The 25567-nt window shown below is 28.8% G+C and carries 23 protein-coding genes and 1 tRNA gene; 10 read left to right on the top strand and 14 right to left on the bottom strand.

Annotation, left to right across the window (positions count from 1 at the left end):
- Positions 1–26: 26 nt before the first annotated feature.
- The 5 genes from Q0K19_RS03650 (at position 27) to Q0K19_RS03630 (ending at position 4416) form a co-directional block, all read left to right on the top strand.
- The gene (locus Q0K19_RS03650; protein ID WP_297245416.1) at positions 27–455 is read left to right on the top strand and encodes an OmpH family outer membrane protein; all 429 of its coding nucleotides are present in this window, start codon (positions 27–29) and stop codon (positions 453–455) included.
- Positions 456–548: 93 nt separating this feature from the next.
- Positions 549–1589, top strand: coding sequence for a UDP-3-O-(3-hydroxymyristoyl)glucosamine N-acyltransferase (gene lpxD / locus Q0K19_RS03645; RefSeq protein WP_297245414.1), 1041 nt, complete (start codon positions 549–551; stop codon positions 1587–1589).
- A 118-nt stretch (positions 1590–1707) separates the two neighbouring features.
- On the top strand, positions 1708–2208 hold the full coding sequence (locus Q0K19_RS03640; protein ID WP_297245412.1) for a hypothetical protein: 501 nt from the start codon (positions 1708–1710) through the stop codon (positions 2206–2208).
- Complete coding sequence (locus Q0K19_RS03635) at positions 2183–3667, top strand: methyl-accepting chemotaxis protein (protein ID WP_297245410.1); 1485 nt, start codon at positions 2183–2185, stop codon at positions 3665–3667. The genes Q0K19_RS03640 and Q0K19_RS03635 overlap by 26 nt, the downstream gene beginning before the upstream one ends.
- Before the next feature lie 455 nt (positions 3668–4122).
- Complete coding sequence (locus Q0K19_RS03630) at positions 4123–4416, top strand: DUF6506 family protein (RefSeq protein WP_297245408.1); 294 nt, start codon at positions 4123–4125, stop codon at positions 4414–4416.
- Positions 4417–4425: 9 nt separating this feature from the next.
- Here the strand turns inward: Q0K19_RS03630 and Q0K19_RS03625 are convergent, their stop codons facing one another.
- Both Q0K19_RS03625 and Q0K19_RS03620 read right to left on the bottom strand, forming a co-directional pair.
- A complete protein-coding gene (locus Q0K19_RS03625; protein WP_014486954.1) occupies positions 4426–4626 on the bottom strand; it encodes a hypothetical protein in 201 nt (66 codons plus the stop codon).
- A 76-nt stretch (positions 4627–4702) separates the two neighbouring features.
- Positions 4703–4787, bottom strand: a tRNA-Leu gene (locus tag Q0K19_RS03620).
- A 204-nt stretch (positions 4788–4991) separates the two neighbouring features.
- On the opposite strand from Q0K19_RS03620, the gene yajC reads away from it, so the two are divergent.
- From yajC to Q0K19_RS03600, 4 genes are all read left to right on the top strand, one after another.
- A complete protein-coding gene (gene yajC, locus Q0K19_RS03615) occupies positions 4992–5426 on the top strand; it encodes a preprotein translocase subunit YajC (RefSeq protein WP_297245401.1) in 435 nt (144 codons plus the stop codon).
- Between the two features lie 44 nt (positions 5427–5470).
- Entirely contained in the window at positions 5471–6982 is a 1512-nt protein-coding gene (gene secD, locus Q0K19_RS03610; RefSeq protein WP_297245399.1) for a protein translocase subunit SecD, read from the top strand.
- 33 nt (positions 6983–7015) lie between these two features.
- The gene (gene secF, locus Q0K19_RS03605; RefSeq protein WP_297245397.1) at positions 7016–7939 is read left to right on the top strand and encodes a protein translocase subunit SecF; all 924 of its coding nucleotides are present in this window, start codon (positions 7016–7018) and stop codon (positions 7937–7939) included.
- A gap of 395 nt (positions 7940–8334) precedes the next feature.
- Positions 8335–10086, top strand: coding sequence for an SWIM zinc finger family protein (locus tag Q0K19_RS03600; RefSeq protein WP_297245395.1), 1752 nt, complete (start codon positions 8335–8337; stop codon positions 10084–10086).
- A 58-nt stretch (positions 10087–10144) separates the two neighbouring features.
- On the opposite strand, the gene Q0K19_RS03595 is transcribed toward Q0K19_RS03600, so the two are convergent.
- The 11 genes from Q0K19_RS03595 to fliL form a co-directional block, all read right to left on the bottom strand.
- Positions 10145–11278, bottom strand: a complete 1134-nt coding sequence (locus Q0K19_RS03595; RefSeq protein ID WP_297245393.1) for a pyridoxal phosphate-dependent aminotransferase — start codon at positions 11276–11278, stop codon at positions 10145–10147.
- 266 nt (positions 11279–11544) lie between these two features.
- Entirely contained in the window at positions 11545–12183 is a 639-nt protein-coding gene (locus Q0K19_RS03590; RefSeq protein ID WP_297245391.1) for a hypothetical protein, read from the bottom strand.
- An 84-nt stretch (positions 12184–12267) separates the two neighbouring features.
- On the bottom strand, positions 12268–12888 hold the full coding sequence (locus Q0K19_RS03585; RefSeq protein WP_297245389.1) for a hypothetical protein: 621 nt from the start codon (positions 12886–12888) through the stop codon (positions 12268–12270).
- Positions 12889–13110: 222 nt separating this feature from the next.
- Complete coding sequence (gene dapD / locus Q0K19_RS03580; protein ID WP_297245387.1) at positions 13111–13815, bottom strand: 2,3,4,5-tetrahydropyridine-2,6-dicarboxylate N-acetyltransferase; 705 nt, start codon at positions 13813–13815, stop codon at positions 13111–13113.
- A 61-nt stretch (positions 13816–13876) separates the two neighbouring features.
- Positions 13877–14572, bottom strand: a complete 696-nt coding sequence (dapB, locus tag Q0K19_RS03575; RefSeq protein ID WP_297245385.1) for a 4-hydroxy-tetrahydrodipicolinate reductase — start codon at positions 14570–14572, stop codon at positions 13877–13879.
- A 24-nt stretch (positions 14573–14596) separates the two neighbouring features.
- Positions 14597–15478, bottom strand: coding sequence for a 4-hydroxy-tetrahydrodipicolinate synthase (gene dapA / locus Q0K19_RS03570; RefSeq protein WP_297245383.1), 882 nt, complete (start codon positions 15476–15478; stop codon positions 14597–14599).
- A gap of 66 nt (positions 15479–15544) precedes the next feature.
- Positions 15545–16726: a M20 family metallopeptidase gene (locus tag Q0K19_RS03565; protein WP_297245381.1), complete on the bottom strand. Its 1182-nt coding sequence runs from the start codon at positions 16724–16726 to the stop codon at positions 15545–15547.
- 347 nt (positions 16727–17073) lie between these two features.
- The gene (fliN, locus tag Q0K19_RS03560; protein ID WP_297245380.1) at positions 17074–17385 is read right to left on the bottom strand and encodes a flagellar motor switch protein FliN; all 312 of its coding nucleotides are present in this window, start codon (positions 17383–17385) and stop codon (positions 17074–17076) included.
- A 143-nt stretch (positions 17386–17528) separates the two neighbouring features.
- The gene (gene fliN, locus Q0K19_RS03555) at positions 17529–18608 is read right to left on the bottom strand and encodes a flagellar motor switch protein FliN (RefSeq protein ID WP_297245378.1); all 1080 of its coding nucleotides are present in this window, start codon (positions 18606–18608) and stop codon (positions 17529–17531) included.
- Between the two features lie 4 nt (positions 18609–18612).
- Positions 18613–19644 (bottom strand): flagellar motor switch protein FliM, encoded by a 1032-nt coding sequence (gene fliM / locus Q0K19_RS03550; RefSeq protein ID WP_008722421.1) that lies wholly within the window; start codon positions 19642–19644, stop codon positions 18613–18615.
- A 46-nt stretch (positions 19645–19690) separates the two neighbouring features.
- Positions 19691–20236 carry a flagellar basal body-associated FliL family protein gene (fliL, locus tag Q0K19_RS03545; RefSeq protein ID WP_012670913.1) on the bottom strand — a complete coding sequence of 182 codons (546 nt, stop codon included), beginning with the start codon at positions 20234–20236 and terminating at the stop codon, positions 19691–19693.
- A 258-nt stretch (positions 20237–20494) separates the two neighbouring features.
- Here fliL and pyrR point away from each other — a divergent pair, with 258 nt between their 5' ends.
- Positions 20495–21022: a bifunctional pyr operon transcriptional regulator/uracil phosphoribosyltransferase PyrR gene (gene pyrR / locus Q0K19_RS03540; RefSeq protein WP_297245368.1), complete on the top strand. Its 528-nt coding sequence runs from the start codon at positions 20495–20497 to the stop codon at positions 21020–21022.
- A gap of 69 nt (positions 21023–21091) precedes the next feature.
- Here the strand turns inward: pyrR and Q0K19_RS03535 are convergent.
- A partial coding sequence (locus tag Q0K19_RS03535) for a hypothetical protein (protein ID WP_297245366.1) occupies positions 21092–25567 on the bottom strand: 4476 nt, incomplete at its 5' end.

Raw genomic sequence — 25567 nt, 5'->3', positions numbered from 1 at the left:
TTTATTAAAATTTTAAGGAGATAAAAATGAAAAAGTATTATATTATGAGTTTATTATTTATAGCAGTGCTTGCTGTATCTATTGTTAGTCCAAGAGTTTTTACTCAATCTTACAGACTTACAAAGGTTGGATATATTGATCTAGAAAGAGTAATCAAAGAACTCACTAGTGATGATGAATTTGTTGAAAAATTAAAATTGAAATTGGAAGAGTATAAAGAAAGAGATGCTATGCAGACAAATATGGAAGATACTTCTATAGCTCAAAATAGAGATTATTCTTTGAGAGGGGAAGTAAAAAGACAGGTTGCTACTTCTCTTATGGCTATAGTAAAAAAAGAAGGATATACTCTAATATTAGAAAGAACAGAACATGCAATTCTTTATGCTGATAGAAACTTTGATATAACAGAAGCTGTTATAGCAAATGTTAAAGCTTCACTTCAAAAACAATAATTTAAAAACAATTTTTTATAATAACTAAAATGTATTAACATACTTTAATACATTTTAGTTTTTTATATTTAAAATAAAATGGAGAAATTTATTATGAAAATAAAAGATATATCTAATTTTATACAAGCAAAAAAAATAATAGGAGATGAAAATAAAGAAATATCTACACTCTCCCCTATTAATGACATTATAGAAAACTCCATAGTATGCATAGATAATAACAAATATCTTGAAACTGCCTTAAACAGCAATGCCAATGCTTTGATATTAAGAGAAGATGCTGCTAATGAAATAAAAGATTTTAAAAATAAAACCGCATTAATACATAATAATCCTAAAGAAACATTTATTAAATTACTTTACTTTTTATTTGAAGATAAAAAATATCCTCTTGGCACTATAGAATCTACAGCAGTAATAAAAGAAAATGCAAATATATCTGATAATACTTATATAGGTGATAATGTACATGTAGGAAAAAATACAATAATTGGAAAAGGAACTGTTATAGAAGCTAATGTATTTTTGGGAGACAATGTAGTTATTGGAGAAAACTGCACTATTTATGCAAATGTTACTATTCATGACAGATGTGTAGTAAAAGACAGAGTTATAATTGGTTCTTCTACTGTTATAGGAAATGACGGATTCGGATTCTTTGAAGTTAATGGAAAGCAGATGAAAATACCTCAAAGAGGAAATGTTGTCATAGAAAATGATGTTGAGCTTGGTGCTAATGTTTGTATAGACAGAGCTACATTAGGTTCTACTATAATAAGGGAAGGCGTAAAAATAGATAATTTAGTACAGATAGCACATAACTGTGATATAGGAGAGCATTCTATTATAGTTTCTCAAGTAGGAATAGCAGGAAGTTCTAAAATAGGAAATCATTGTATATTAGGCGGACAGGCAGCATTAGCAGACCATGTTACATTAGGCGACAGAGTAATATTTGGAGGAAGAACTGCTGTAATGTCAAATGTAAAAATACCTTCTAATTCTATTATGCTTGGAGCTCCAGCACAAAATATAGAAAGAGAAAAATTAAGAATGATTGCTGAACAAAAATTGCCTGAATTAATTAATTTGGTTGAAGAACGTTTTGAAGTGAAAATAAAAAGAGTTAAATAAATTGATTTTTAAATAAAATTGTAAAAATAATATAAAAATATCAAATATTCTTTTTACAAAAACTAAAACTATTGTATATTAAATATTAATTAATTTTTTATATAAATAGGATTATTCTATGCAAAATAAAAAATCTCTTGGACTTCAGTTTAAAATATTTGTACTTCTTACAGTATCTATATTAATAATGTTTGTAGCTGTTATTGCTTATATGGTAACGCATAATATTTCTACTTCAAAAAGAAAAGGCTATGCCTCAACAGAATATATGATTACAACTTATGCTAAAGATATAGAATTAGAAATGCTCACCTATATATCGACATTAAGAACATTATCATCATCATTAAGAAACGATATAGCAAATGGAACTGTTACAAGAGAATCGCATGCAATGATCTTAGGAGATACTCTTAAAAATAATAAAAATTTATTTTCAATATATGAAATGTGGGAAAAAAATGCTTTTGACGGAAGAGATAATGAGTTTATAGATACAGATTATGGTTCTGAAATTGACGGCAGATACGGACCTTCATATTTTTATGATGATAATACAGTTACTTATGATAAAGTATATCAAGATGAGTTCGATGAAAACCCTGATTACTATACCTAAAAATACAAAACAATTATATATAAGCGATGTAGAAAAAGATGATACTTATGCGGATGCAGGAACTGTATTAACTGTTAGTGTGGTTGAGCCTATATTGGATAATTCAGGTAATTTTTTGGGTATGATAGGCGTTGATTTTTCTGCTGATAATTTAGTTGAAATAGTTTCTGATATATCTACAAATAATGGTATGGTTGGATATTTAATTAATCAAAATGGTACTATACTTGCTGCCACTAATACTCAAAATATAGGAAAACAAATATCTGATATATATAAAGATCATTCAAAAGAAATAATTGATAATTTAAATAATAATAATAAATATTCTTTTGTAAACAAGATAGATGATCAGAAAACATTTAATATTTTAATACCATTAGATTCATTAAAAGATAATAATAATTCATTGGCTTTACTTGTAAATATACCTGAAATTGTTATAGTAAAAGAAAATATAAAAAATGCTGTTATAACTTGTATATTAGCTGTGATTATTATTATAGTATTTTTAATCATTATAAATATTTTGATAAAGAAAAGTATAATAGACCCTATATTGAAAGTTATGCATATATCTGAAAAACTAAGCAGCGGTAATTTAACTTCTGATGAAAATAACTCTTTAAGCAAGAGAAAAGATGAAATAGGAATGATATTTAATTCTATTCAAAACACACAAAATAAATTATCAAATATAATAAAACAAATACTAGACACCACTAATACTATGGAAAATGCAAGTAAGAATGTAAGTGCCGGTACAATGGATTTATCAAACAGAACAGAAAAACAAAGAGATGATTTAAAACTTATAAATGAAACTATGACTAATACATTAAAAGTTATAGATAAAACTACTAATGATATAGTGTTGACTAATGATAAGATACAAGTGCTTACCAATTCAAGCGAACATTGCTATAATCTATCAAAAGAATCTATGGTTATTATGGAAGATATCACAAAAGCTACATCTGAAATATCAAATATAACAAAGATGATAGATGACATAGCTATGCAAACAAATATACTTGCTCTTAATGCATCAGTAGAAGCAGCACGTGCCGGAGAACAGGGAAAAGGATTTGCTGTTGTAGCTTCTGAAGTAAGAAATTTGGCACAAACTTCTCAGGAATCCGTAAAAAATATTACAAACATAGTTAATACTAGTATAGAAAAGATACAAGACGGAAATAAAAAAATAAAAGAAACTATGGACGCTTTGGAAGATATCACAAATAAGGCTAGAGAAAGCAGCCATATAGTAAGTCAAATGGTTGAATCTTCTACTCAGCAAGATGCTTCTGCAAGAGAGGTTCAAAGTGCTGTTAATAGTGTTGATATTAGTGCTGAACAAAATAGCAATTTGGTAAAAACTAATGCTGATATAGTTATTGATATGGAAAAAGAAACTGAAAAACTTGCTGATTTGATGAAATTTTTCAGTTTAAACTAAAAAATTTTTTTATGATAGCTGAAAATATATTTTGTAAAAAATAATTTTTTAAAATTTTAAATATCTGCAACTCTGCGTGCTTACGCAACACCACACTTCTTTTGCAACCAAAGGAAGTGCCTGCGACTGAAAAAAGTACCTGACGAAGTCCACTGTAAGTGTAGGTATGGTATTGCCACAGGCGAAGCCCGCCTTCAGAGAAAGTCTACATTTAGGCTTAAATTAATTATCTATCTTATATGTAATACTATCATAGTATGATTTAACACTAATTTTATACTTGCATTTTTTGGTTCTTTTTGCGGCGGGAAAAAGTTGAATAAAAAAATGACAAACTTAAAAATTTTCACTATATACTAGAAATTTTTAAATTTATAACTCTGCCTGACACCCAACACTATTTATATTTTTTGCGATTATATTATAATAAAGCAAATACTTTTTTGGAGCATAAAATGAAATTCGCTTATTTAATAATGGATAAAATTTTCGACAGTAAAAAAGATAAAGCATCTATACATAATGGAGTTTCACAAATCATAGGAGTTTCAAATATAGAAGAAGCATGTAAAATAGCTAAAGAATTACAATCAGAAGGCATTGACTGTATAGAGTTATGCGGAGGATTTAGAGAAGAAGGAGCTAGAAAAATAATAGAAGCTACAGAAAATAAAACTGCAGTTGGATTTGTAATGCATTTAGAAGAACAGAATGATATTTATAAAAAATTGTTCGGAAATGAGAATTAAATAATTATATTAAGAATTAGATTTGTATAGGAAGCCAGCTACTATAGTTACAATACCAATAAGCATAGTAAAAGGGGCTAAAAATCCCATAAAACCTTCAGGGTGCTGTCCTACCATTGCTATGAATAGAAAACTAATAGCAAAAATAGCAAGTCCTATTACTAGAATAATAATATTTTGTTTAGAAAGTTTATCATGATTATTTACCATATTCAATATACAAAAAAAGTTTATAGGTATTACACTACAAACTCTGCTTACTCCGTTTCATAAATTGATTATTATTTGCTCGGGGCCGGAATCGAACCGGCACGGTCACAAGGACCAGCAGATTTTAAATCTGCTATGTCTACCAATTCCATCACCCGAGCTGGTAGTTGCCTAAAATATTAACATATAATAAAAAAAAATCAAGCTCTATTTTATATTTTTTTTCATTTTGCAAACTATTTAAATTGAAACATATTACTTTAATATAGTAAATATATTAGAAAAAATATTGACATAACTATAAATTATTGATAATATGATATAATATCAAAAAAAATTTTAAAAAATCAAGAGGTAATTAAAGAATGTTCACAGCTACATTATATGCACAAGGAGCAGCTCAAGCTCAGGCAGGAGGAAGCCCATTAGTATCTATAGGTATGATGGTTGTAATCTTTGCTATATTCTATTTTTTGTTAATAAGACCCCAAAAACAACAGCAAAAAAAATTAGCTCAAAGTATAGCTGAATTAAAGAAAGGCGATAAAGTAATAGTAGCAGGCGGAATAATAGCTGAATACGTTTCTGACAAAGATAATGGAAGAATTGCAATAGTTAAAGTTGGTGAAAATACTAAAATGGAAATAGTTAAATCTTCTATATCAGCTGTAGTTACAGAAGAAATGTTAAACCCTCCTAAAAAAGAGGAAAAGAAAAAAGATGATAAAAAAGCTATAGAAGATAAAAATCAAATAAAAGAAGATTTAGAAAAAGCTCAGGCAGAAGATAAAAAAGAATAATTAAGAGAATAAATTAAAAAATATAAATAATAGGACAGTATAATATGAGTCATAATTTAAGACTAGCATTCATCATTATAGGACTTGGTGTAATGGCTTGGTTTATTACTCCTACAGTAAGATGGTATTTTTTCACATCTGATGAGAAGAAAGAAGAAAGTAATATGTCTTTAGATGAAATGATAGCTAAAGGATATACTAAAGAACAAATAGATAATGTTCAATCCCTTAAACGTTTAAGAAGCGAATCTGTAAATATGGGTTTGGACTTACAAGGCGGTATAAGAATCGTTCTTCAGGCTGATTTTGAAGAGTATGCAAACAGACTTGACAGAACAGTATCATCTCTTACAGCTGAAGAGAAAAATGATGCTATGGAAAGACTTATATCAAGACTTAGAGGAAGAATAGACCAATTCGGAGTAAGTGAAGTAGGTATAAGAAAGCAAGGCGAGGACAGAGTAGTTGTTGAACTTCCCGGAGCAAGAGATCCAGACAGAATCAAAAGTGTTGTATTAAGTCAGGGAGCTTTAACTTTCAATTTGGTTGATGAACAAGCTACAGCTACTTTAACTACCAATGATATGCTTATGGGTGTATTCACTAATACAGCTAAAGTTCCGGAATATGGAAAACAGCTTTATTTCTATAGTGAAAAAGATGATTTCGGAAGAAGAGTAAGAGGTGCCCCTGTTATAGTTAATAAAGAACCTTCATTAGAAGGAAGTGCTTTAATTAATGCTCAAGTTGGAGGCGGTCAATTCGGAGAGGTTACTGTAGAATTTGAACTTAATTCAGAAGGATCAACTCAATTTGCTGAAGTTACTGCACAAAATAGAAATAGAATGCTAGCTATAGTATTAGATGACAAAGTTATAAGTGCTCCTAATATTAATGATGAGATAAGAGGCGGAAGAGGTGTAATAACAGGAAGATTCACTTTAGAAGAAGCTCAGGACTTAGCTAGAATATTAAAAGAAGGTGCTTTGCCTCTTAATGTAAGCATAGTAGAAGAAGAAGTTGTAGGTCAGTCTATTGGAGCTGACTCTGTTAAGGCAGGTGCTACTGCTTTACTTATGTCTGCTATTTTAGTTGGACTATTTATGATAATAGTTTACAGACTTTCTGGAGTTTTAGCTACTATAGCTATGCTTGTAAACGTTATACTTATTATAGCAGTATTATCACCTTTGAGATTTACTTTAACATTACCCGGTATAGCAGGACTTATTCTTACTATAGGTATGGCAGTTGATGCTAATGTTATTATCTTTGAACGTATAAAAGATGAATTAAAAATTAAATCCAATGTTGCTGATGCCATTATATCTGGTTATGACAGAGCATTTGCTACAATATTTGACTCTAACATCACAACTATTATTGTTGCTTTAATACTTTGGATATTCGGAAGCGGTCCTGTACAAGGTTTTGCTATTACTTTGTTCTTTGGTATTTTAATAAACCTATTCACAGCTGTATTTATTACAAGATATATCTATGAAGAGATTATAAGAACTAAAATAGTAAAGAAAGCAGGATTCTTCTTTATTTAATATAACTTCTTAAAAATAAATAGGATTTTGTAAATGAGTGAAGAAATAAAAAAAGAAAATAATGATTTGACAAAAAATAAGATACCATTTGTTAAAATTATGCCTATAGCAGCTATTGTATCTTCAATACTTTTTATAGTTTCTATTGGTTTATTCATAAGTAAACTTAGTACAAACAGTTTCAATATGGGTATTGACTTTGCAGGCGGTGTTGAATTAAAAGTACAGATAGATAATCCTGAAGTAATTAATATTGCTGAGATAAGAGCTTTATATAATAATTTCGGAACTGAAACTGTTAATATACAGGAACTCGAAGGTGCTGACAATATAAATGCTTTTCTTTTAAGATTCAGAGGTTCTAATGAAGAATCCGACAGAGCTATGCAGGTTCTTTATGATAAATATACTCAGGAAAAAGTTAGATTAATAGGAAGCAACATCATAAGCGGAGTAGTATCTTCTGACAATTTAAAATTGGCATTCATTTTGATAATTGTATCTTGGATTATCATAATGATATACATTACTATAAGATTCAATTACAGATATGCTTTTCCTGCAATAATTACTCTTATACATAATGTTGTTATAGTATTTGGTATACTTCTTTTCTTAAATAAAGAGTTTTCTGTATTAGTTCTTTCATCAATGCTTACTCTTATAGGTTATACAATCAATGACATCATCGTAGTATTTGATAGAATAAGAGAGAATACTGATTCAAAAAGACCTTTCAAAGAGATTGTTAATATAAGCTTGAATAATGTTGTAGGAAGAACAATAATCACTGGTATTTCTACCCTACTTGCTGCTCTTGCTATTATGATATGGGGTGGATTCATACTTTATGATTTCGCATTCACATTCTTCTGCGGTGTTATCATAGGTACTTATGCTAGTAACTTCATAGCAAGCGGACTTTTAATATTATTTATGAAAACTAAAAAAGACTAAAATAAAATTACAAATAAACAATAAAAAGAGTATGCATTTATAATGTATACTCTTTTTATTTTCAATATAAAAGTTTTATAACAATATAAAAATAATTTTTTATAAACTTAAAAATTTTTAGTATATACCTAAACAATTATATTTTGTCAATTTTGACTTATTTATGAATGTAATTTTGATTTATTAATAGTATAAAATACTATTCCTTTTTAGAAAGTATGTTTTATATGTAAAATAAATTGTTTGTTTTTGTATAATAATAAGTAATCAGCCGCACGTATAGTTGGCATTCGATAAGAATAAGCGATACCGTGCGGGTTGGTGGTGCGGCTCGCACTTTTGACAATATATTGATTTTAGTATATCATATTCACAAAATTGTTTAGGCTTTTATAATGACTGAAAAAATTAATAACTTAAAACAATACATCAATGAAAATTTCTTACTTACATTAACAAATAAAGGTATATACAACCGTTCAGTAAAAGACATTGATAATATTATAAATAATAGCCCTGAAAAAATACAGATTGAAGAAGCAGAAGATAAAATAAAAGTTACTATAGATACAGGCGAAAAAATACAAGTAATTCTTAATGATGAAGATATAAAATCAAGTAAATGTTCCTGCCCTTCAAAAGATATTTGTAAGCATATTATAATGTCGCTTTTATATATAGAACATCTAAATACAGAAAATAAAGAAAATGAAAGCAATAATAATACAATAGAAAATAATACAGAAACAGGAGAAACAAAAGAAGAAAATAATATATTTGATGAAGTAAAAAATATTAGTTATGATGAAATAAAAAAATCAAGCACAAAAAGAAATTTCGAATATGCTCTAGACAGATTTAATGATGATATTGAAGCAGATATAGAAGAAAAAGCAATGCTTGAAATAAACATACCTGAAGAAAATGTCATTATCTATTTTCCCAAAAAAGACAGTATAAAAAAGGCCGTATGTTCCTGTAAAGATTCTTCTCTTTGTGCTCATAAAATAATAGCAATACTTAAATACAAACAGATGTACAATTCACTTGAAGAAATTAAAGAAGAAGATAAAGAAATAGATGAAAACATTCTAAAATTTTCAAAAGACTATGTAGAAAATATTTTTGAAAAAGGACTTTATTCATGCAGTGAAAAAGATTTTGATATTGCAGAACAATTAAGTATAAAACTTCAAGTTAAAAATATGCCTGAATTGGCAAAGATGTTTAGAAGCATAGCAGAAAGTATTGATTCTATGATAAATAAGCATGCCTCATTTAATAAATTATTCTCTTTCGCTATACTTTCAAGACTTTATAATACAATAAAAAATATAGAAAAAGCAAAACAAAATAATGATAACAGAACTGTAAAACTTCTAACAGGAGAGATGAGAAGTAAATACATAAATAGAAAAAGTGCTGAATTATTAGGTTTAGGTGCTTATCCTTGGATTTCTTCTACAGGATATTTGGGAGCAAGTGCTTATCTTTATAATTTAAATACTAAAAAATTATCATTCTTTTCTTATGTTATACCTACATTCTATGATAATGCTAAAACCTCTTATGATGATGTAAGGAGCAATTATAGAAAAAAAATTCACTTTGAAAATAATATTTCAATAGAAGAAATTTCAAAATATAAACTTAAATTTATAAATTATAAAGTCAATGATGAAGAGAGAATATCATCAAGTAAATTCACTTCAGTTATTTTAAATGATAGAATGAATTATACATTATTAAAAGAAATAAAAGATTCTAAAAATAATGAAGAACTATTTGCAGAAAACTACGATGATATAAAAAATATATATTTCAAATATGATTATTTCAATAAAAATGACAGATCAAAAATAATAATAGCAGAATTTCAAATAATAGAAAATCAGGAATTTGATAAAATAGAACAAACACTTTATTTTGATATTGTAAATCACTATGAAGAAGATGATGAAGAAAGATTAACTTTAAATGTAAAATATACATCTATTCATTCAAATGGAATTAAATACATAATGAATTATAAAAATTCAACTGTTGATAAAGATAGATTTATTGTATTAGAAAAAACTAAATATTATATAAGACCTATAAGTATAATAAATGCTAATGCTGTGATAAATATATTCTTTGATAATTAATCGGACATTCAACAGCAAGAAGTTTTTATTCTTCCTGCCGTCAAATATAAATTTATGATCACTTATGTACGAATTGTCTAATCTTTTTAGCAGCCTCTTTCAATAAAGGTATATCCTGAGTCAAAGCTATTCTAAAGTAATTCTCACTTCCAAAAGCAATACCAGGAACTACCGCAACACCTGTTTCATCTAATAATCTCATAGCAAAATCAAGTGAAGGCTCTTTTGAAAATTTTTCATATCCTACAAATAAATAAAATGCTCCTCTAGGCTCTATAACATCGAATCCTAAATCAGTTAATTCCTTAGCCAAGAAGAAAGCACGTTCTTTATAAATATCTCTGAAACTTTCTATAACAGGATATTTTTCTAAAGCATATTCAGCAATAGCGCAAGAAAGAGTTACCATACTTCCTACATTGTTGAAACTAGCATTAACCAAACATTTTCTAACATATTCAGGAGATATGCTATAACCTATTCTCCAGCCTGTCATAGAATGAGATTTAGAAAAACCATTAAGCACTATAACTTTATCCTTTATAGAAGGATAAGAAGCAAATGAAGTAAAAGGATAGAATGATATAGCAGAATATATTTCATCAGCTATTATAAATATATCCTTTTTCTCGAAATATTTAACAAGCTCATCCATCTCCTCTTTTTTAAGCATATATCCTGAAGGGTTTCCAGGATTACTAAAAAGTATAGCCTTAGTTTTATTTGTTACAACCTTATCTATAGCTTCAGGCTTAAGTACAAGATGATCAGGTCTTGTATCTAAAAATACGCATTTACCATAAGAAAGTTTTACAGCCTGTTCATAAGGAGAGAAAAAAGGAGTAGGTATTATAACCTCATCATCTATATTTAAAATAGTCCTAAATACAGAAGAAATACCTTCCATAGAACCAATATGCATAGTTACATTATCAGCTTTAATATCAGAATTATAATATTTATTATAATGATTAGCCACTAATGTTCTTATATGTTCGCTTCCGCCTGAATGAGTATATCCCAAAGTATGAGTTTTAGCGTATTCACATCCGTATTCAATTAATTCTTTAGGAGGCAGCAAATCAGGTTCACCTATTGTAAGCATTATAGCATTTTCTTTTTTCTGTGCTTTTTCGGTAAGTTCTCTTATAAGCGAGTATGGCACTTGAACTATGTTTTTATTGAGTTCCATAACGATTCTCCATAGATGTTTTTTTAATTAATATATTCAGATATAATATTACATACAATAATATTATATATAATAATGCATATATTTTACCAAAAATATTTAATTTGTCAATTTTTATTATAAAAAGTTTAACTATTTTTAGATTATGATTTTTTCAGCCCGCCCTCCCCATAATAATTATAATGCAATAAAAAAGGTGCCAACTTTATTTAAGTAAGCACCTTAATTAGTTTATATTCTTTATTTAATTATCATTAACTTGTTTATTATCTATTCTCAAAGAAAAATCCGAAGCTAAACATCAAACCTACAGAATGATATTGTTTAACAGTATGAGAAGCAAATAGATTATTCATATCATTAGCATTAAAAATCATATTTTCATAAGATAAATGGACACCAGCAATGAAATCTGTTTTTTCTGTTTCAAAGAATTTCCTTTCAAATGATAATCTTACATAAGGAGATATTGGAACTGATTTATAATTCATATTTATTAAGGGATTAAACTGCACTCCTGAAGATATTCCTACAAGAAGATTTTGATTATTTTTAGTTAAATCAAATTTTAAAGCTACTCCTGTATATGTTCCGAATGCTGATACTCTGTTAATCAAAGATGTATTTCTATCGATTACAGATACCATATGCTCATTAATACCAAAATCAAATAAAAGATCTATACCACTTAATAAATTAACATTATTTAATTTAAATCCATATCCTATTTGAAAATTTATATCTAATCTTGGATCTAATAATACACTATTATAATCTTTAGTTTCAGCTATATTGATATCCGCACCTAATCTAGGGCTTATTCCAAATTTAAAATTAGCAAAAAGATTAAAAGAAAATAATATTAACAATGCTGGTATATAAAATATTGTTTTTGATATAATCATTATGTAAAATCCTTAAATTAAATCATATATGTAATAAACATATATATAAATATATTTGTAAAATATATTTATATTATAATAACTTTAAGCAAAAATTTGACCTAATCCCCATATAATAAGACCACCAAAAGTTATAACAGCAAAAATCCACATAAATCTAGAATTATTAGAAGATATATATTCATTTATAGCATCTGATACAGTATATGATACTAACATTATATTAGCCTCATATTTTGTTTCTTCATCTAAATTAGAATATAATATTTCTGATATTGTTTCTTTTAATTTCAAATCCAAAAAATTATTAACAGTTAATCCATTATTATCCCAAATTATATCAAAAGTACCATTTACTTTATCATAATTTTTTATATATCCATCTAATATTTTTTCATCATCACTAATTGATACTTTATTTGGAAATAAATCATTATTATTATACGACAAATTAATTTTTACATTTTCTTTTTTAGCAAATACAGAAACAATATAATTATTATCTAGCTTACTTGATGTTATAGAAATATTTTCTTCCTTAGAATTATTCAAGGAAAGTCTATCATTTTCTTTTTGAAGAGTCACATTATCATTTAATCTGTAACTCTCAAAATTTTGTTTTGGATCTGTTGGTTTTGCATTACTGCATGATGGCAAACTAATTAATATTAATGTTACCATAAAAATAGATAAAAATTTTTTCATATTTTAACTCCTAGTATTTTTATATGATAAAATTATAAAAAAAAAAAAAAAAATTAATAAACAAATTATAGTTCATAAATTATTAATAAAATAAACTTTTTAAAAAAAATAAAAATTAATTATATTAATATTTTAAAAAAATGAGTATAAAAAAATTGAAGATTATAAAAAATATTATAAACTGCAATTAATATTTTATCTAAATATTAAGTTTTTTAATTATTATTTTCTCAAATCATCTACCAATTTAGTTTTATCAGCAGTTTTTTCGTCTTTAGTTTTTACTACTTTAGCAGGATTTCCAGCAACCACTTGATTTTCTGCAACATCTTCTATAACAACAGCACCTGCACCAATTACAGCATTCTTTCCAATATGAACACCTTCAATAATAACTGCATTAGCACCTATTACAACATTATCCTCTACAATAACAGGTTTAGCAGAAGGAGGCTCAATAACGCCGGCAAGTACAGCACCTGCACCAACATGGCAATTCTTTCCTACAATAGCACGTCCGCCTAAAACAGCACCCATATCTATCATAGTACCCTCTCCTATTTCAGCACCAATATTTATAACAGCTCCCATCATAATAACAGCATTATTACCTATTGTTACTTTATCTCTGATTATAGCACCAGGCTCGATTCTTGCATTAACATTAAAATAATTTAAAGTAGGAACACCAGAATTTCTTCTGTCATTTTCCAAATAATAATCTTCTATGGAGTTTTTATGTTCTTCTAATATAGCCTTTATATCCTCATAATCTCCAACTACAAAATGAAAATTTCCTGAAGAAAATACTTTAGCATTAGTTTTTATTTCAGGTAAATTTCCTTTTATATAGATTTTAACAGGTGTTTTCTTTTTGGAATTTTTAATGTATGCAATAATATCTTCTGACTTTTCTAACATATCCATTTCAGTATTCTCCTATAATAAATTGTTTACAGCATTATCGACTTATTATTTAAAATATTTATTATTCCAAAACCTCTTTCATTCTATAAAGACCAGGTTTCTTACCTATAAGGAATTTAGCAGCTTTAATAGCACCATTAGCAAAAATTCTTCTAGAAGTAGAAGAGTGTTTAATTTCTATAATCTCATCATCTCCATAAAAAATAACACTATGATCTCCTACAATAGAACCGCCTCTTATAGAATGCATACCTATTTCTTTTTTATCTCTTACATGAAGACCATTTCTTCCGCTAACTAAAAACATTTCATTATCCAAAGCATCATTAATAATATTGAATAAACTCTTAGCTGTTCCGCTTGGAGAGTCAACTTTTCTATTATGATGTGTTTCAATGATTTCAATATCAAAATTCCTAAGCTGAGGAGCTATCTTAGCAACTATATCATTCATAAGATTTATTCCTATACAAGTATTAGATGACAATACTATAGGTACTTGTATAGAAGCTTCAACTATCTTAGCAAGCATAGTTTCATCATAACCTGTAGTACATATAACCATAGGTATATTATTTTTTAAGCTGTAATCTATCATAGCAGGAAGTCTTGAAAAATGAGAGAAATCTATAATAATATCTCCCTTTTCATTTGTAAAATCATCAGCAAAACCTGATATTTCTAATTCTCCTTCTTTTTCTATAACTTCTTTTAAAATTGAGCTCATAACTCCTGTTCCATGTATTAATACTTTCATATTTTTCTCCTTTTTTAAATTTATTTATTTTTTTAATCCATATTTATTTATAATATTTCTCACATGCTCTCTATTTTTATCACTTAAAGGACCTAATGGAGAACGGCATTCACCAACATTAAATCCCATAATATTCATAGCCTCTTTTATAGGAGCAGGATTAGTTTCTATAAACATAGCTCTTACAAAATCTATATATTTAATTTGAGTTTTAATAGCTTCATTAACATTTCCATTAAGAAAATTCATAACCATATCATGATTTTCTTTAGGAATGATATTGCTTGTAACAGATATAACACCTTTAGCACCTAAAGCCATCATAGGAGTTACCATATCATCGTTTCCAGAATATAAATCCAATTTAGGTGCAATATTAACTATATCTGCAACATAACTAATATCTCCGCTAGCCTCCTTGATTCCCTGAATATTAGGAATCTCAGACAATGTTTTAATAACATTAAGAGATAATTTTACCCCAGTTCTTGAAGGAACACTATATATAATCACAGGACATTTAACACTATTTGCTATTTTTGTATAATAATCAATAAGGCCGCTTTCATTACCTTTATTATAATAAGGAGTAACAGCCATTACCATATCAGCACCATACTCATAAGACTTTTTACTAAACTCTACTGCATATGCTGTGTTATTAGTTCCTGTACCGGCTATAACTATAGTTCTTTTTTTTGTACGCTCTATACAAAATTTAATAACCTGCATTCTTTCTTCAGGTGTAAGAGTAGCACTTTCTGCTGTAGTACCCGCTGCGATAATAGCATCTGTTTTATTTGCTATTTGAAATTCGATTAACTCTTCTAATTTCTCGTAATTAACTTGATTATCTTCCGTAAATGGTGTTATTAAAGCTACACCGGCTCCTTCAAATAATGACATATTCATCTCCTTTAATTATATATTGTATTTCTTTTTTTTTCTATAGTTTTAAACAAAATAATAATGTTACTTTATAAACTTATCCTTATTTTTATATGTATTATAAACATTCAATACCTGCATTTTCACCCCTATATTAATGGCATTTTCATCTATATCAAATAAACCATTATGAATAGGAGCATTTATTTTCTCATTGGAAACTCCCAAACTAAAGAAAGCCCCTTTTACCCTTTGAACATAATAACTGAAATCTTCAGCTGTCATATTAGCTTTTTCAAGCAAACAATTTTCTTTGCCTAAAAAAGATTCAGCAGAATTTTTCACTATATTAACAGCATCATCATGATTAATCAAAGCCGGATAAGAAGGAATATTAACAAACTTTGCATCAGCATTAAAACTTTTTGCCGTATTTTTAATTATATTTTTTATCATGTTCAATCTTTTGTTTCTAGTATCCTCATCGCATAGCATTCTGATAATACCTTCCATCTTAACATTATCTGCTACTACATTATTAGCACTTCCGCCATTTATAGTGCCTATATGAAGCCTCATACTTCCATCTGTAAATGCTGAAGTGAAGCTATGAAGCTGAGTTATAATATGAGCAGCAATTACTATTGAATCTATTCCATTATATGATTTAGCTCCATGTGCAGATTTTCCATATATATGAACTTCAAACATATTAGAACTGGCATACATTGCTCCATAAGTAACGCTTACTTGTCCAACATTTATTTCAGGACGAACATGAAGCCCATAAATAACATTAACATTATCTAAAGCATGTTCTTTTATCATAGGCAAAGCACCGCCTGTAGTTTCCTCTGCAGGCTGATATATAAGCCTAATATTACAAGGAGGCTTTATTTCTGAAAAATATTTTGCTATGCCTGTAAGCACTGTAGTATGAACATCATGACCGCAGGAATGACATTTACCCTTATTCTGTGATGAATAAGAGCAATTTTTTTTATCCTCCATAGGCAAAGCGTCCATATCTGCCCTAAAGGCTATAGTAAAATCTTTATCCTCGCCTTCTATATCCGCTATTATTCCAGTTTCAGCAACTTTATTCTTATATTTTATATTTAATGAATCAAGTATAGAAGAAATTTTTTCTGATGTTCTAAACTCCTGAAATCCAAGTTCAGGATGAGCATGCAAATCTCTTCTTAAATCTATTAAAAAGTCCTTCATAGCTGAAAGAGCGTTTTCTGATATTATATTGTCCTGCATTATTTAAACACCTCAACAAAAAAAACAATTATACCATATAGATATAAAATATTATTATATATATTATTTTTATTAATTTTAGAATTATTAAAAAGATTACTTCTTAGATTTTGAAAGGGTACGTTTTGAAGATTTATAGAATTTAGAAAATTGAAAGCATATATTTAAACGGCCTGAAATACAGGTGAATGAAGTGTACATTCTAAACTCCTTAAATTTTTATTTATAGTAATATTATTATATGTAATAATATATTAAAAGTCAAGAAAAACTAAATTATTTTTTTAATAAAAAAGATTTGAATTATCAGAATATAAAAAATTATGGAATTAATGGAAATATATTATTTATTTTTTCTCAGTATCTGCTGCAACTGTATTATATACAGAATCAACAATATCAGTAACTCTCACGCCAAAACATTCGTCTATAACTACAACTTCACCTTTAGCTATTAATTTACCATTAACAAGCAAATCAACAGGCTCTCCGGCTAGTTTCTGAAGCTCTATAATAGAACCCTCACCAAGACTTAATATTTCTCTAATACTTAAACGTGCTCTTCCTAATTCTACTGTTACATTTATAGTAACATCCATCAATAGGCCGATGTTATTAGAAGGTATACCATTAGAATTTTTATTGTCTACATTACTCATTATTTTACTTCTATTATTTATTATGTTACTTTATCGATTATATTATATACATTTATTCAAGAATTTCAATTATATTTATAAAAAAATAATAAAAAAGCGGGAAATTACTCCCGCTTCATTATATTGGTAATTATTTTAACTTATTATCTAGGTTTATTAGTAAGTCTGTCCATAGGGTTGATAATATCAGTAACACGAACACCGAAGTTTTCATCTATTACTACAACCTCACCTTTTGCTATTAACTTACCATTAACAAGCAAATCAACAGGCTCACCAGCTAACTTTTGAAGCTCTATAATAGAACCTTCACCAAGTCCTAATATATCTCTAATAGTCATAGTAGCTCTTCCAAGCTCTACAGTCATGTTCATAGTTACGTCCATGAGCAGACCGATATTTCCTGTTCCTTGTACATCAGAAGCAGGCATTAGAGAGTTGAACTCAGCATGCTGTACTCCTAACTGAGGACCTGAATCAAAGGCTTGATTATCTACAAGTCCTGCCGTAGAATTATTAGCAGAAGTTCCGGCATTTGCTGTATTTCCTCCAGCAGGTGCAGCAGTATTATTAGATGCAGAACCTATAAGGCTTTGTAATAATGGAAGCTCTAAAGCAAATACATAAGGAGCATTTTCTACTTCACCTTCAATAGAAAGTGAACCGCTTACTATAGCCAATGGTCCTGGTATATTAATACTGAAAGCATCTTCCAATATAGAAGTTTCTATAGGAGAGTTAGTAAAACTTCCTCCAAACCTTGAAGATAAAGCACTGTCAGAAACTCCAACCATTTGTGAGAAAGCCTCTTTCAATACTTGTGATACCATATCATTCAAAGCTGCTTCTTTTTGTCCCATCATAAGAGAAGCAACTATTAAAGCCTCATTTTCTCCCATGAAGTAATAAACATTTCCATTGATAGAACCAGTATATCCTACTTTAGCCTCTACCATTTTGCCGGAAAGCATTTGATGTAAATTATTTACATCTCCGACTGTAGTTGTAATATTAGTGATAGATACGGTTTTTGTAGAAATAGATGATAATGAGAAAGCTTGATTCTCAGCTATCATTTTTGCAGCTTCATTAAATAGCTGTTTATCTACATTTCCGCCTCCATTGCTTGAAGCTTTAGGAGCAGTGTCTCCTCCAAAAGCTTCATCGGCACCTTTTAACAAAGCTTCTATTTCGTCTTGAGATAATGCACCGTCACTCATCATAACCTTAATCCTCCTCTTTTAATAAATCGTCTTCGGTTATATCAGCCTCTCCATCCATAACACCTGTAAGCTGTACAGCCATTCTGCTGCCTGATATACCAGGACGACATAAGAATTTCTTTCTGTTTCCTATCTTAAATATGACAGGATCTGTAATCTTAGTATCTGTAAACTTAACAACATCACCTTTCTGAAGATTGAGAATGTCTGATAGCGGTAATTGCATAGATCCAAGTTCCGCCGAAGTTTCAACAAATATATTTTGTAATTTTTCTTTTATTATCTTTAAATTCTCGCTAGTGCTGCCTCTTCTAATAGATGCATACCAATATTGAGCTGAAAACTTAGATAGTATAGGCTCAATAGTAATATATGGTATACAAAAGTTCATCATACCTTCAACATCAGCTACTTTAGTTTCCAAAGTAATTAAAACAACCATGTCATTAGGACTAACCATTTGAGCAAACTGAGGGTTAGTTTCTATAGAACCCAAACGCGGTCTTAAATCTATTACCTGCGACCAAGCCTCTCTCAAGTTACCTAGTATTCTTACTATAATACCTTCCATAACTGATAACTCAATATCTGTAAGCTCTCTGTTTAAGTTCTTAGGACTTTCACCGGGTCCGCCAAACAATCTATCAATTATAGTAAATGTGATAGATGGGTCAATCTCTAATATGGAACTTCCTTTCAAAGGGTCCATACTTACAATAGCCAAAGTAGAAGGATTGCTAACACTTCTTATAAACTCTTCATAAGTAAGCTGATCTACGCTTGCTACGTGAATACCTACTAAAGTTCTTAACTGTGCAGATAATGAAGTTGTGGTAACACGAGCAAAGTTTTCATGCATCATCTGAAGCGTTCTAATTTGGTCTTTTGAAAACTTATCGGGACGTTTAAAGTCGTATATCTTTATCTTTCTATGCTCTACTTCTACACGTTTAGTATCAATATTATCTAAACTTTCACCTGATGATATAGCACTTAATAACGCATCTATTTCGCTTTGTGACAATACTTCTGTCATACGAATATCCTTCTCTTATAAATTTTTTCAATAGCATTCTTTAGCATTAGCTTAACAAGAAGTTATCAAATAATATACCATCTATTTGACCATTTCTAAGCATACTATTAATTTCCCGCTTAATATCAGCTTTTAATTGCTCTCTGCCCTCATTAGTCCTTAACTGATCATAAGTATAAGAACTAAGTATAGTAGTAATTCTATCTCTTATCATATAGAATCTTTCTGGAAGTTCTACTGCAAGCTGTTTAGTATTAGTAGTATAAGTTAATATAATACTTACTTTTACGTATCTTGCTACATCCATATCTGCAGTATTTACATTAAACTCTGGGTCTATACGATAGATTGATGGTGGTGGCTGTTTTACCATATCATCAACAACGCCGCCCTGTACGCCTGCAGCTTTTCCTACACTTTTAGATACAAAAAATGCTATAAGCCCGGATATTAAAGCCACAACTAAAATGGCAGCAATTCCCATAAGTATTTTTACAATCATAGGGCTTAAACCAAATTTTTTCTTTGGTGCAGCTTCGGCTTGTTCTTCCTCTTCGCCTTCTTCCAAATCTAAATTTTCTTCGTCTGCCATATAATTTCCTCACTTAAATTAATATGTTATTTTACAATTATATAACAGTAAAATAAAATTAGCAACTCTTATGTTAACTTTAACTTTTTTTACTGTCCTTATATATAATATCGGTAAAGTAAAAAAACACTTAACATATTTTTTATGCAAAAGTAAAAAAATATTATGTTGATTTTTTTACTATAATCGTTATAATTTTCATAATTGCTTAATTACAACTTCATAAAGCAATAACTTAAAATATCAAAGGAGTATTAAATGAGAGTTTTACTAAAAGCTGAAGAATACGAAAAAGTTCTCCCTAGACTTGCTGCGGAAATCATTGAAAAGGAAGATATGGAAAAATTAGCTATTGTTGGTATAAGAAGAAGAGGCGATTTTTTAGGTATAAGATTAAAAAAACTTTTAGAAGAAAAAATTAAAAAAGAAGTACCGATTGGAGCAATAGATATTAACCTTTACAGAGATGATTTGTCTACTCTTTCTGAATTTCCAGAAATTAAAGAAACTGATATACCTTTTGATATTACTGGAAAAACTATATTGCTTGTTGATGATGTTCTTTATACAGGAAGAACTATTAGAGCGGCTCTTAATGCACTATTTGATTATGGAAGACCAAAAAAAGTGGCTTTGCTTGTTTTAGTTGATAGATTTGGAAGAGAATTACCAGTATCAGCTAATTATGTAGGTATTGCTCTTAATGTACCTCAGGACCAGTATGTATCTGTAAGAGTGAAAGAATTAGAGGGTGAGGATTTAGTTTTATTAAAAGATAGAAATTAAAAAGATATTTATTAATTAATAAAAAAGGGACTTTCAATAAGTCCCTTTTTTTATTTGAAAAAATTAATTTCAGTCGCCAAATTTTCTAAATAAAGATGAGTACATATCGTAAAATTCTGTCTTAGAGAAATCATTTAAATCTTCAGGAGACATTTTTTCCACAATATTTTTGAAGTATCCGAATAGTTTCTTGAATTTATTAATTTCATTTTCTGATAATAATATATCATGTTTAGAGCTATACTCATTAGACTGTCCGCTAGATTCTTCAGATTCAAATAGCTTAATAGCATAATCTAAATCAGACTGAGTAATTTCTCCGTCAAAATCTTCTTCATCATCTTCAGTATGTTTTTCATCTTCCATTAGTATAGGTTCATTGTCATCACCTAAACTAAACTCTTCCTCAACTGCTACGTTGTCATCTAGATTTTCTTTTTCAATAGTTTCTAATTCTTTTTCTTCAGACATATTAGTCTCCTTATTTAAAAGCTCTTCCATAGAATCAAAATTTTCTAAAGATTTTGCTTTAGTATTATCTTCTTGAGTATTATTCTCATTTATTTTATCACTTATTCTTATAAGCTCTACACCATCTTCATCATTGCCTTTAATAATGTTTTCAAGCATATTGACATCAGAATCTCTTATCTCATCTAATTGAACATTATTTATATAAACGAGATCTTCTAATTCTTCATCGCTAACTTCTTCTTGTAATTCATTATTTTCATCATTCGATACTTCTTCCTGAAGCTCTTCTTCATTAGTTTCGGAATTAGATAAATAGTTTTGATATAATTCTTTTTCTTCATCTGTTAAATCTTCTGATGAGGTATCTACTTTATCCAAATAGCCCTCGATCATAGATTTGTCTTCTTCTGTCAAATCTTCTTCATTATTAATTATTTCTTCTTCTACTTCATCAACTGCTTCAGATAGTTCTTCTTTTATTTCTTCCTCTGTTTCAGCTGTTGACTCTTCTTCTTTTTCTTCTATTACTTCGGAAGTTTCTTCTGCTGTATTTTCTTCAGGCTCTGAAATTAAACCTTCTTGTAATTCAGAAGTTGGTTCTGATGTTTCTTCTTTATTTTCTACTTCTTGAGATTCAGTATTAGATAAATAGTTTTGATATAATTCTTTTTCTTCGTCTGTTAAATCTTCTGATGAGGTATCTACTTTATCCAAATAGCCTTCGATCATAGATTTATCTTCTTCTGTCAAATCTTCTTCATTATTAATTATTTCTTCTTCTACTGCTTCTTCAACCGCTTCAGACAATTCTTCTTTTATTTCTTCCTCTGCTTCAGGTGTTGACTCTTCTTCTTTTGGCTCTTCTATTACTTCGGAAGTTTCTTCAGCTTCTTCACCTGATGATTCTTGAGGCTCTGATGCATTAGACAAATAATTTTGATATAATTCTTTTTCTTCATCTGTTAAATCTTCTGATGAGGTATCTACTTTATCCAAATAGCCTTCGATCATAGATTTATCTTCTTCTGTCAAATCTTCTTCATTATTGATGATTTCTTCTTCTGCTGCTTCATCAACTGCTTCAGATAGTTCTTCTTTTATTTCTTCCTCTGCTTCAGATGTTGGCTCTTCTTCTGTTTGTTCTTCTACTACTTCTGAAATTTCTTCTTTATTTTCTGCTTCTTCAATTTCTAATCCTTGAGACTCTGCATTAGATAAATAGTTTTGATATAATTCTTTTTCTTCGTCTGTTAAATCTTCTGATGAAGTATCTACTTTATCCAAATAGCCCTCGATCATAGATTTATCTTCTTCTGTCAAATCTTCTTCATTATTGATGATTTCTTCTGCTTCTTCAATTTCTAATCCTTGAGACTCTGCATTAGATAAATAGTTTTGATATAATTCTTTTTCTTCGTCTGTTAAATCTTCTGATGAAGTATCTACTTTATCCAAATAGCCCTCGATCATAGATTTATCTTCTTCTGTCAAATCTTCTTCATTATTGATGATTTCTTCTTCTGCTTCTTCAACTGCTTCAGATAATTCTTCTTTTATTTCTTCCTGTGATTCAGGTGTTATATCTTCTTCTTTTGGCTCTTCTATTACTTCGGAAGTTTCTTCAGGTTCTTCTGAAATTACTTCTTCTTTATTTTCTGCCTCTTCACTTTCAACTTCTTGAGTCTCTGAAGTATTAGACAAATAATTTTGATATAATTCTTTTTCTTCGTCTGTTAAATCTTCTGATGAAGTATCTACTTTATCCAAATAGCCTTCGATCATAGATTTATCTTCTTCTGTCAAATCTTCTTCATTATTGATGATTTCTTCTTCTGCTGCTTCATCAACTGCTTCAGATAGTTCTTCTTTTATTTCTTCCTCTGTTTCAGGTGTTATATCTTCTTCTTTTAGATCTTCTATTACTTCGGAAGTTTCTTCAGGTTCTTCTGAAATTACTTCTTCTTTATTTTCTGATTCTTTTTCTTCTATAGTATTAGCTAAATAGCTTTTATATAATTCTTTTTCTTCTTCCGTTAAATCTTCTGATAAAACATCTACTTTATCTAAATAGTTTTCTATCATAGATTTATCTTCTTCTGTTAAATCCTCTTCATTATTAATTATTTCTTCTTCTACTTCCTCAACTGCTCCAGATAACTCTTCTTTTATTTCTTCATCTGTTTCAGGTATTGATTCTTCTTCTTTTTGTTCTTCTATTACATCATTTATTGGAGCTGATGTTTCTTCAACTTTTATTTCTGTTGCTGCTATTAATTCATCATAATCTTCTTGAAGTTCTGATTCAGAAATTGGTTCTTCAGATTCTTTATTTTCTACTTCTTGAGATTCGGCAGATTTTTCTTTATTTTCTGATTCTTTTTCTTCTATAGTATTAGCTAAATAGCTTTTATATAATTCTTTTTCTTCTTCTGTTAAATCTTCTGATAAAACATCTACTTTATCTAAATAGTTTTCTATCATAGATTTATCTTCTTCTGTCAAATCCTCTTCATTATTAATTATTTCTTCTTCTGATTCTACAGCTGTTTCTATTTCATTAGATAATTCTTCTTTTGGTTCTTCTACTGACTCTAAAACTTCCTCTTGCTTATGACTTTCTACATATTCCTCGTTCATCTTTTTGAATTTAGATATATAGTCATCATTTGTAACTTCTTGATGATTATTTGATTCCTGATTTCTAAGATATTCATCATGCATCTTAGAGATATAATCATTAGTTAATTCCGGCTTTTCTTCTTGTATTTCAGAAGATAATTCTTCTGTCATTGGTTCTTCTACTGATTCAGGAACTTCTTCTTCCTGTAATTCAGTAGTTGGTTCTTCTATTGTTGATTCTTCTTCTACTTCTGATGGTATATCTTCTCGAGGTTTTTCTTTTTGCTTATGACTTTCTACATATTCCTCGTTCATCTTTTTGAATTTAGATATGTAGTCATCATCTGAAGCTTCTTGATGATTATTTGATTCCTGATTTCTAAGATATTCATCATGCATCTTAGAGATATAATCATTAGTTAATTCCAGCTTTTCTTCTTGTATTTCAGAAGTTGATTCTTCTGCTTTTGTTTCCTCTACTGATTCAGGAATTTCTTCTTTTATTTCCTCTTCCTCTAATTCAGTAGTTGGCTCTTCTATTGTTGATTCTTCTTCTACTTCTGATGATATATCTTCTTGATGTTTTTCTTCTTGCTTATGACTTTCTACATATTCCTCGTTCATCTTTTTGAATTTAGATATGTAATCATCATCTGTAACTTCTTGATGATTATTTGATTCCTGACTTCTAAGATATTCATCATGCATCTTAGAGATATAATCATTAGTTAATTCCGGCTTTTCTTCATGTATTTCAGAAGTTGATTCTTCTGCTTTTGTTTCCTCTACTGATTCAGGAACTTCTTCTTTTATTTCCTCTTCCTCTAATTCAGTAGTTGGCTCTTCTATTGTTGATTCTTCTTCTACTTCTGATGATATATCTTCTTGATGTTTTTCTTCTTGCTTATGACTTTCTACATATTCCTCGTTCATCTTTTTGAATTTAGATATGTAATCATCATCTGTAACTTCTTGATGATTATTTGATTCCTGACTTCTAAGATATTCATCATGCATCTTAGAGATATAATCATTAGTTAATTCCGGCTTTTCTTCCTGTATTTCTGAAGTTGGTTCTTCTTCTCTTGTTTCCTCTACTGATTCAGGAATTTCTTCTTTTATTTCTTCTTCCTGTAATTCAGTAGTTGGTTCTTCTTCTCTTGTTTCCTCCACTGATTCAGGAACTTCTTCTGTTATCTCTTCTTCCTCTAATTCGGAAGTTGGCTCTTCTATTGTTGACTCTTCTAATGGTAATGAAACTTCATCTTTTATTTCTTCTAACTCTTCATCAGATATCTCTGACATAGTATAGTTATTTTCTCTGTAATCATCTACTATATCTTCTTCATTCTCATTAACATAACCGTCATCTATCTCTTCTAACTCTTCATCAGATATCTCTGACATAGTATAGTTATTTTCTCTGTAATCATCTACTATATCTTCTTCATT

This window comes from uncultured Brachyspira sp. (assembly GCF_944393015.1).
In the GTDB taxonomy this organism is placed as follows: Bacteria; Spirochaetota; Brachyspiria; order Brachyspirales; family Brachyspiraceae; genus Brachyspira.
The sequence above is the reverse complement of the archived record's forward strand: the minus strand, read 5'-3'. Positions and strand labels throughout refer to the sequence as shown.

Bases quoted from the DNA above. Each gene is read 5' to 3' on its own strand.
- Q0K19_RS03650 (WP_297245416.1), top strand. From the start codon at position 27: ATGAAAAAGTATTATATTATGAGTTTATTATTTATAGCAGTGCTTGCT.
- Q0K19_RS03595 (WP_297245393.1), bottom strand. From the start codon at position 11,278: ATGGAACTCAATAAAAACATAGTTCAAGTGCCATACTCGCTTATAAGA.
- Q0K19_RS03585 (WP_297245389.1), bottom strand. From the start codon at position 12,888: ATGAAAAAATTTTTATCTATTTTTATGGTAACATTAATATTAATTAGT.
- fliM (WP_008722421.1), bottom strand. From the start codon at position 19,644: ATGACAGAAGTATTGTCACAAAGCGAAATAGATGCGTTATTAAGTGCT.
- dapD (WP_297245387.1), bottom strand. From the start codon at position 13,815: ATGGATATGTTAGAAAAGTCAGAAGATATTATTGCATACATTAAAAAT.
- secD (WP_297245399.1), top strand. From the start codon at position 5,471: ATGAGTCATAATTTAAGACTAGCATTCATCATTATAGGACTTGGTGTA.
- lpxD (WP_297245414.1), top strand. From the start codon at position 549: ATGAAAATAAAAGATATATCTAATTTTATACAAGCAAAAAAAATAATA.
- fliN (WP_297245380.1), bottom strand. From the start codon at position 17,385: ATGAGTAATGTAGACAATAAAAATTCTAATGGTATACCTTCTAATAAC.
- Q0K19_RS03565 (WP_297245381.1), bottom strand. From the start codon at position 16,726: ATGCAGGACAATATAATATCAGAAAACGCTCTTTCAGCTATGAAGGAC.
- Q0K19_RS03625 (WP_014486954.1), bottom strand. From the start codon at position 4,626: ATGGTAAATAATCATGATAAACTTTCTAAACAAAATATTATTATTCTA.
- Q0K19_RS03640 (WP_297245412.1), top strand. From the start codon at position 1,708: ATGCAAAATAAAAAATCTCTTGGACTTCAGTTTAAAATATTTGTACTT.
- yajC (WP_297245401.1), top strand. From the start codon at position 4,992: ATGTTCACAGCTACATTATATGCACAAGGAGCAGCTCAAGCTCAGGCA.
- fliL (WP_012670913.1), bottom strand. From the start codon at position 20,236: ATGGCAGACGAAGAAAATTTAGATTTGGAAGAAGGCGAAGAGGAAGAA.
- Q0K19_RS03635 (WP_297245410.1), top strand. From the start codon at position 2,183: ATGAAAACCCTGATTACTATACCTAAAAATACAAAACAATTATATATA.
- Q0K19_RS03600 (WP_297245395.1), top strand. From the start codon at position 8,335: ATGACTGAAAAAATTAATAACTTAAAACAATACATCAATGAAAATTTC.
- dapB (WP_297245385.1), bottom strand. From the start codon at position 14,572: ATGAAAGTATTAATACATGGAACAGGAGTTATGAGCTCAATTTTAAAA.
- Q0K19_RS03630 (WP_297245408.1), top strand. From the start codon at position 4,123: ATGAAATTCGCTTATTTAATAATGGATAAAATTTTCGACAGTAAAAAA.
- fliN (WP_297245378.1), bottom strand. From the start codon at position 18,608: ATGATGAGTGACGGTGCATTATCTCAAGACGAAATAGAAGCTTTGTTA.
- Q0K19_RS03590 (WP_297245391.1), bottom strand. From the start codon at position 12,183: ATGATTATATCAAAAACAATATTTTATATACCAGCATTGTTAATATTA.
- dapA (WP_297245383.1), bottom strand. From the start codon at position 15,478: ATGTCATTATTTGAAGGAGCCGGTGTAGCTTTAATAACACCATTTACG.
- pyrR (WP_297245368.1), top strand. From the start codon at position 20,495: ATGAGAGTTTTACTAAAAGCTGAAGAATACGAAAAAGTTCTCCCTAGA.
- secF (WP_297245397.1), top strand. From the start codon at position 7,016: ATGAGTGAAGAAATAAAAAAAGAAAATAATGATTTGACAAAAAATAAG.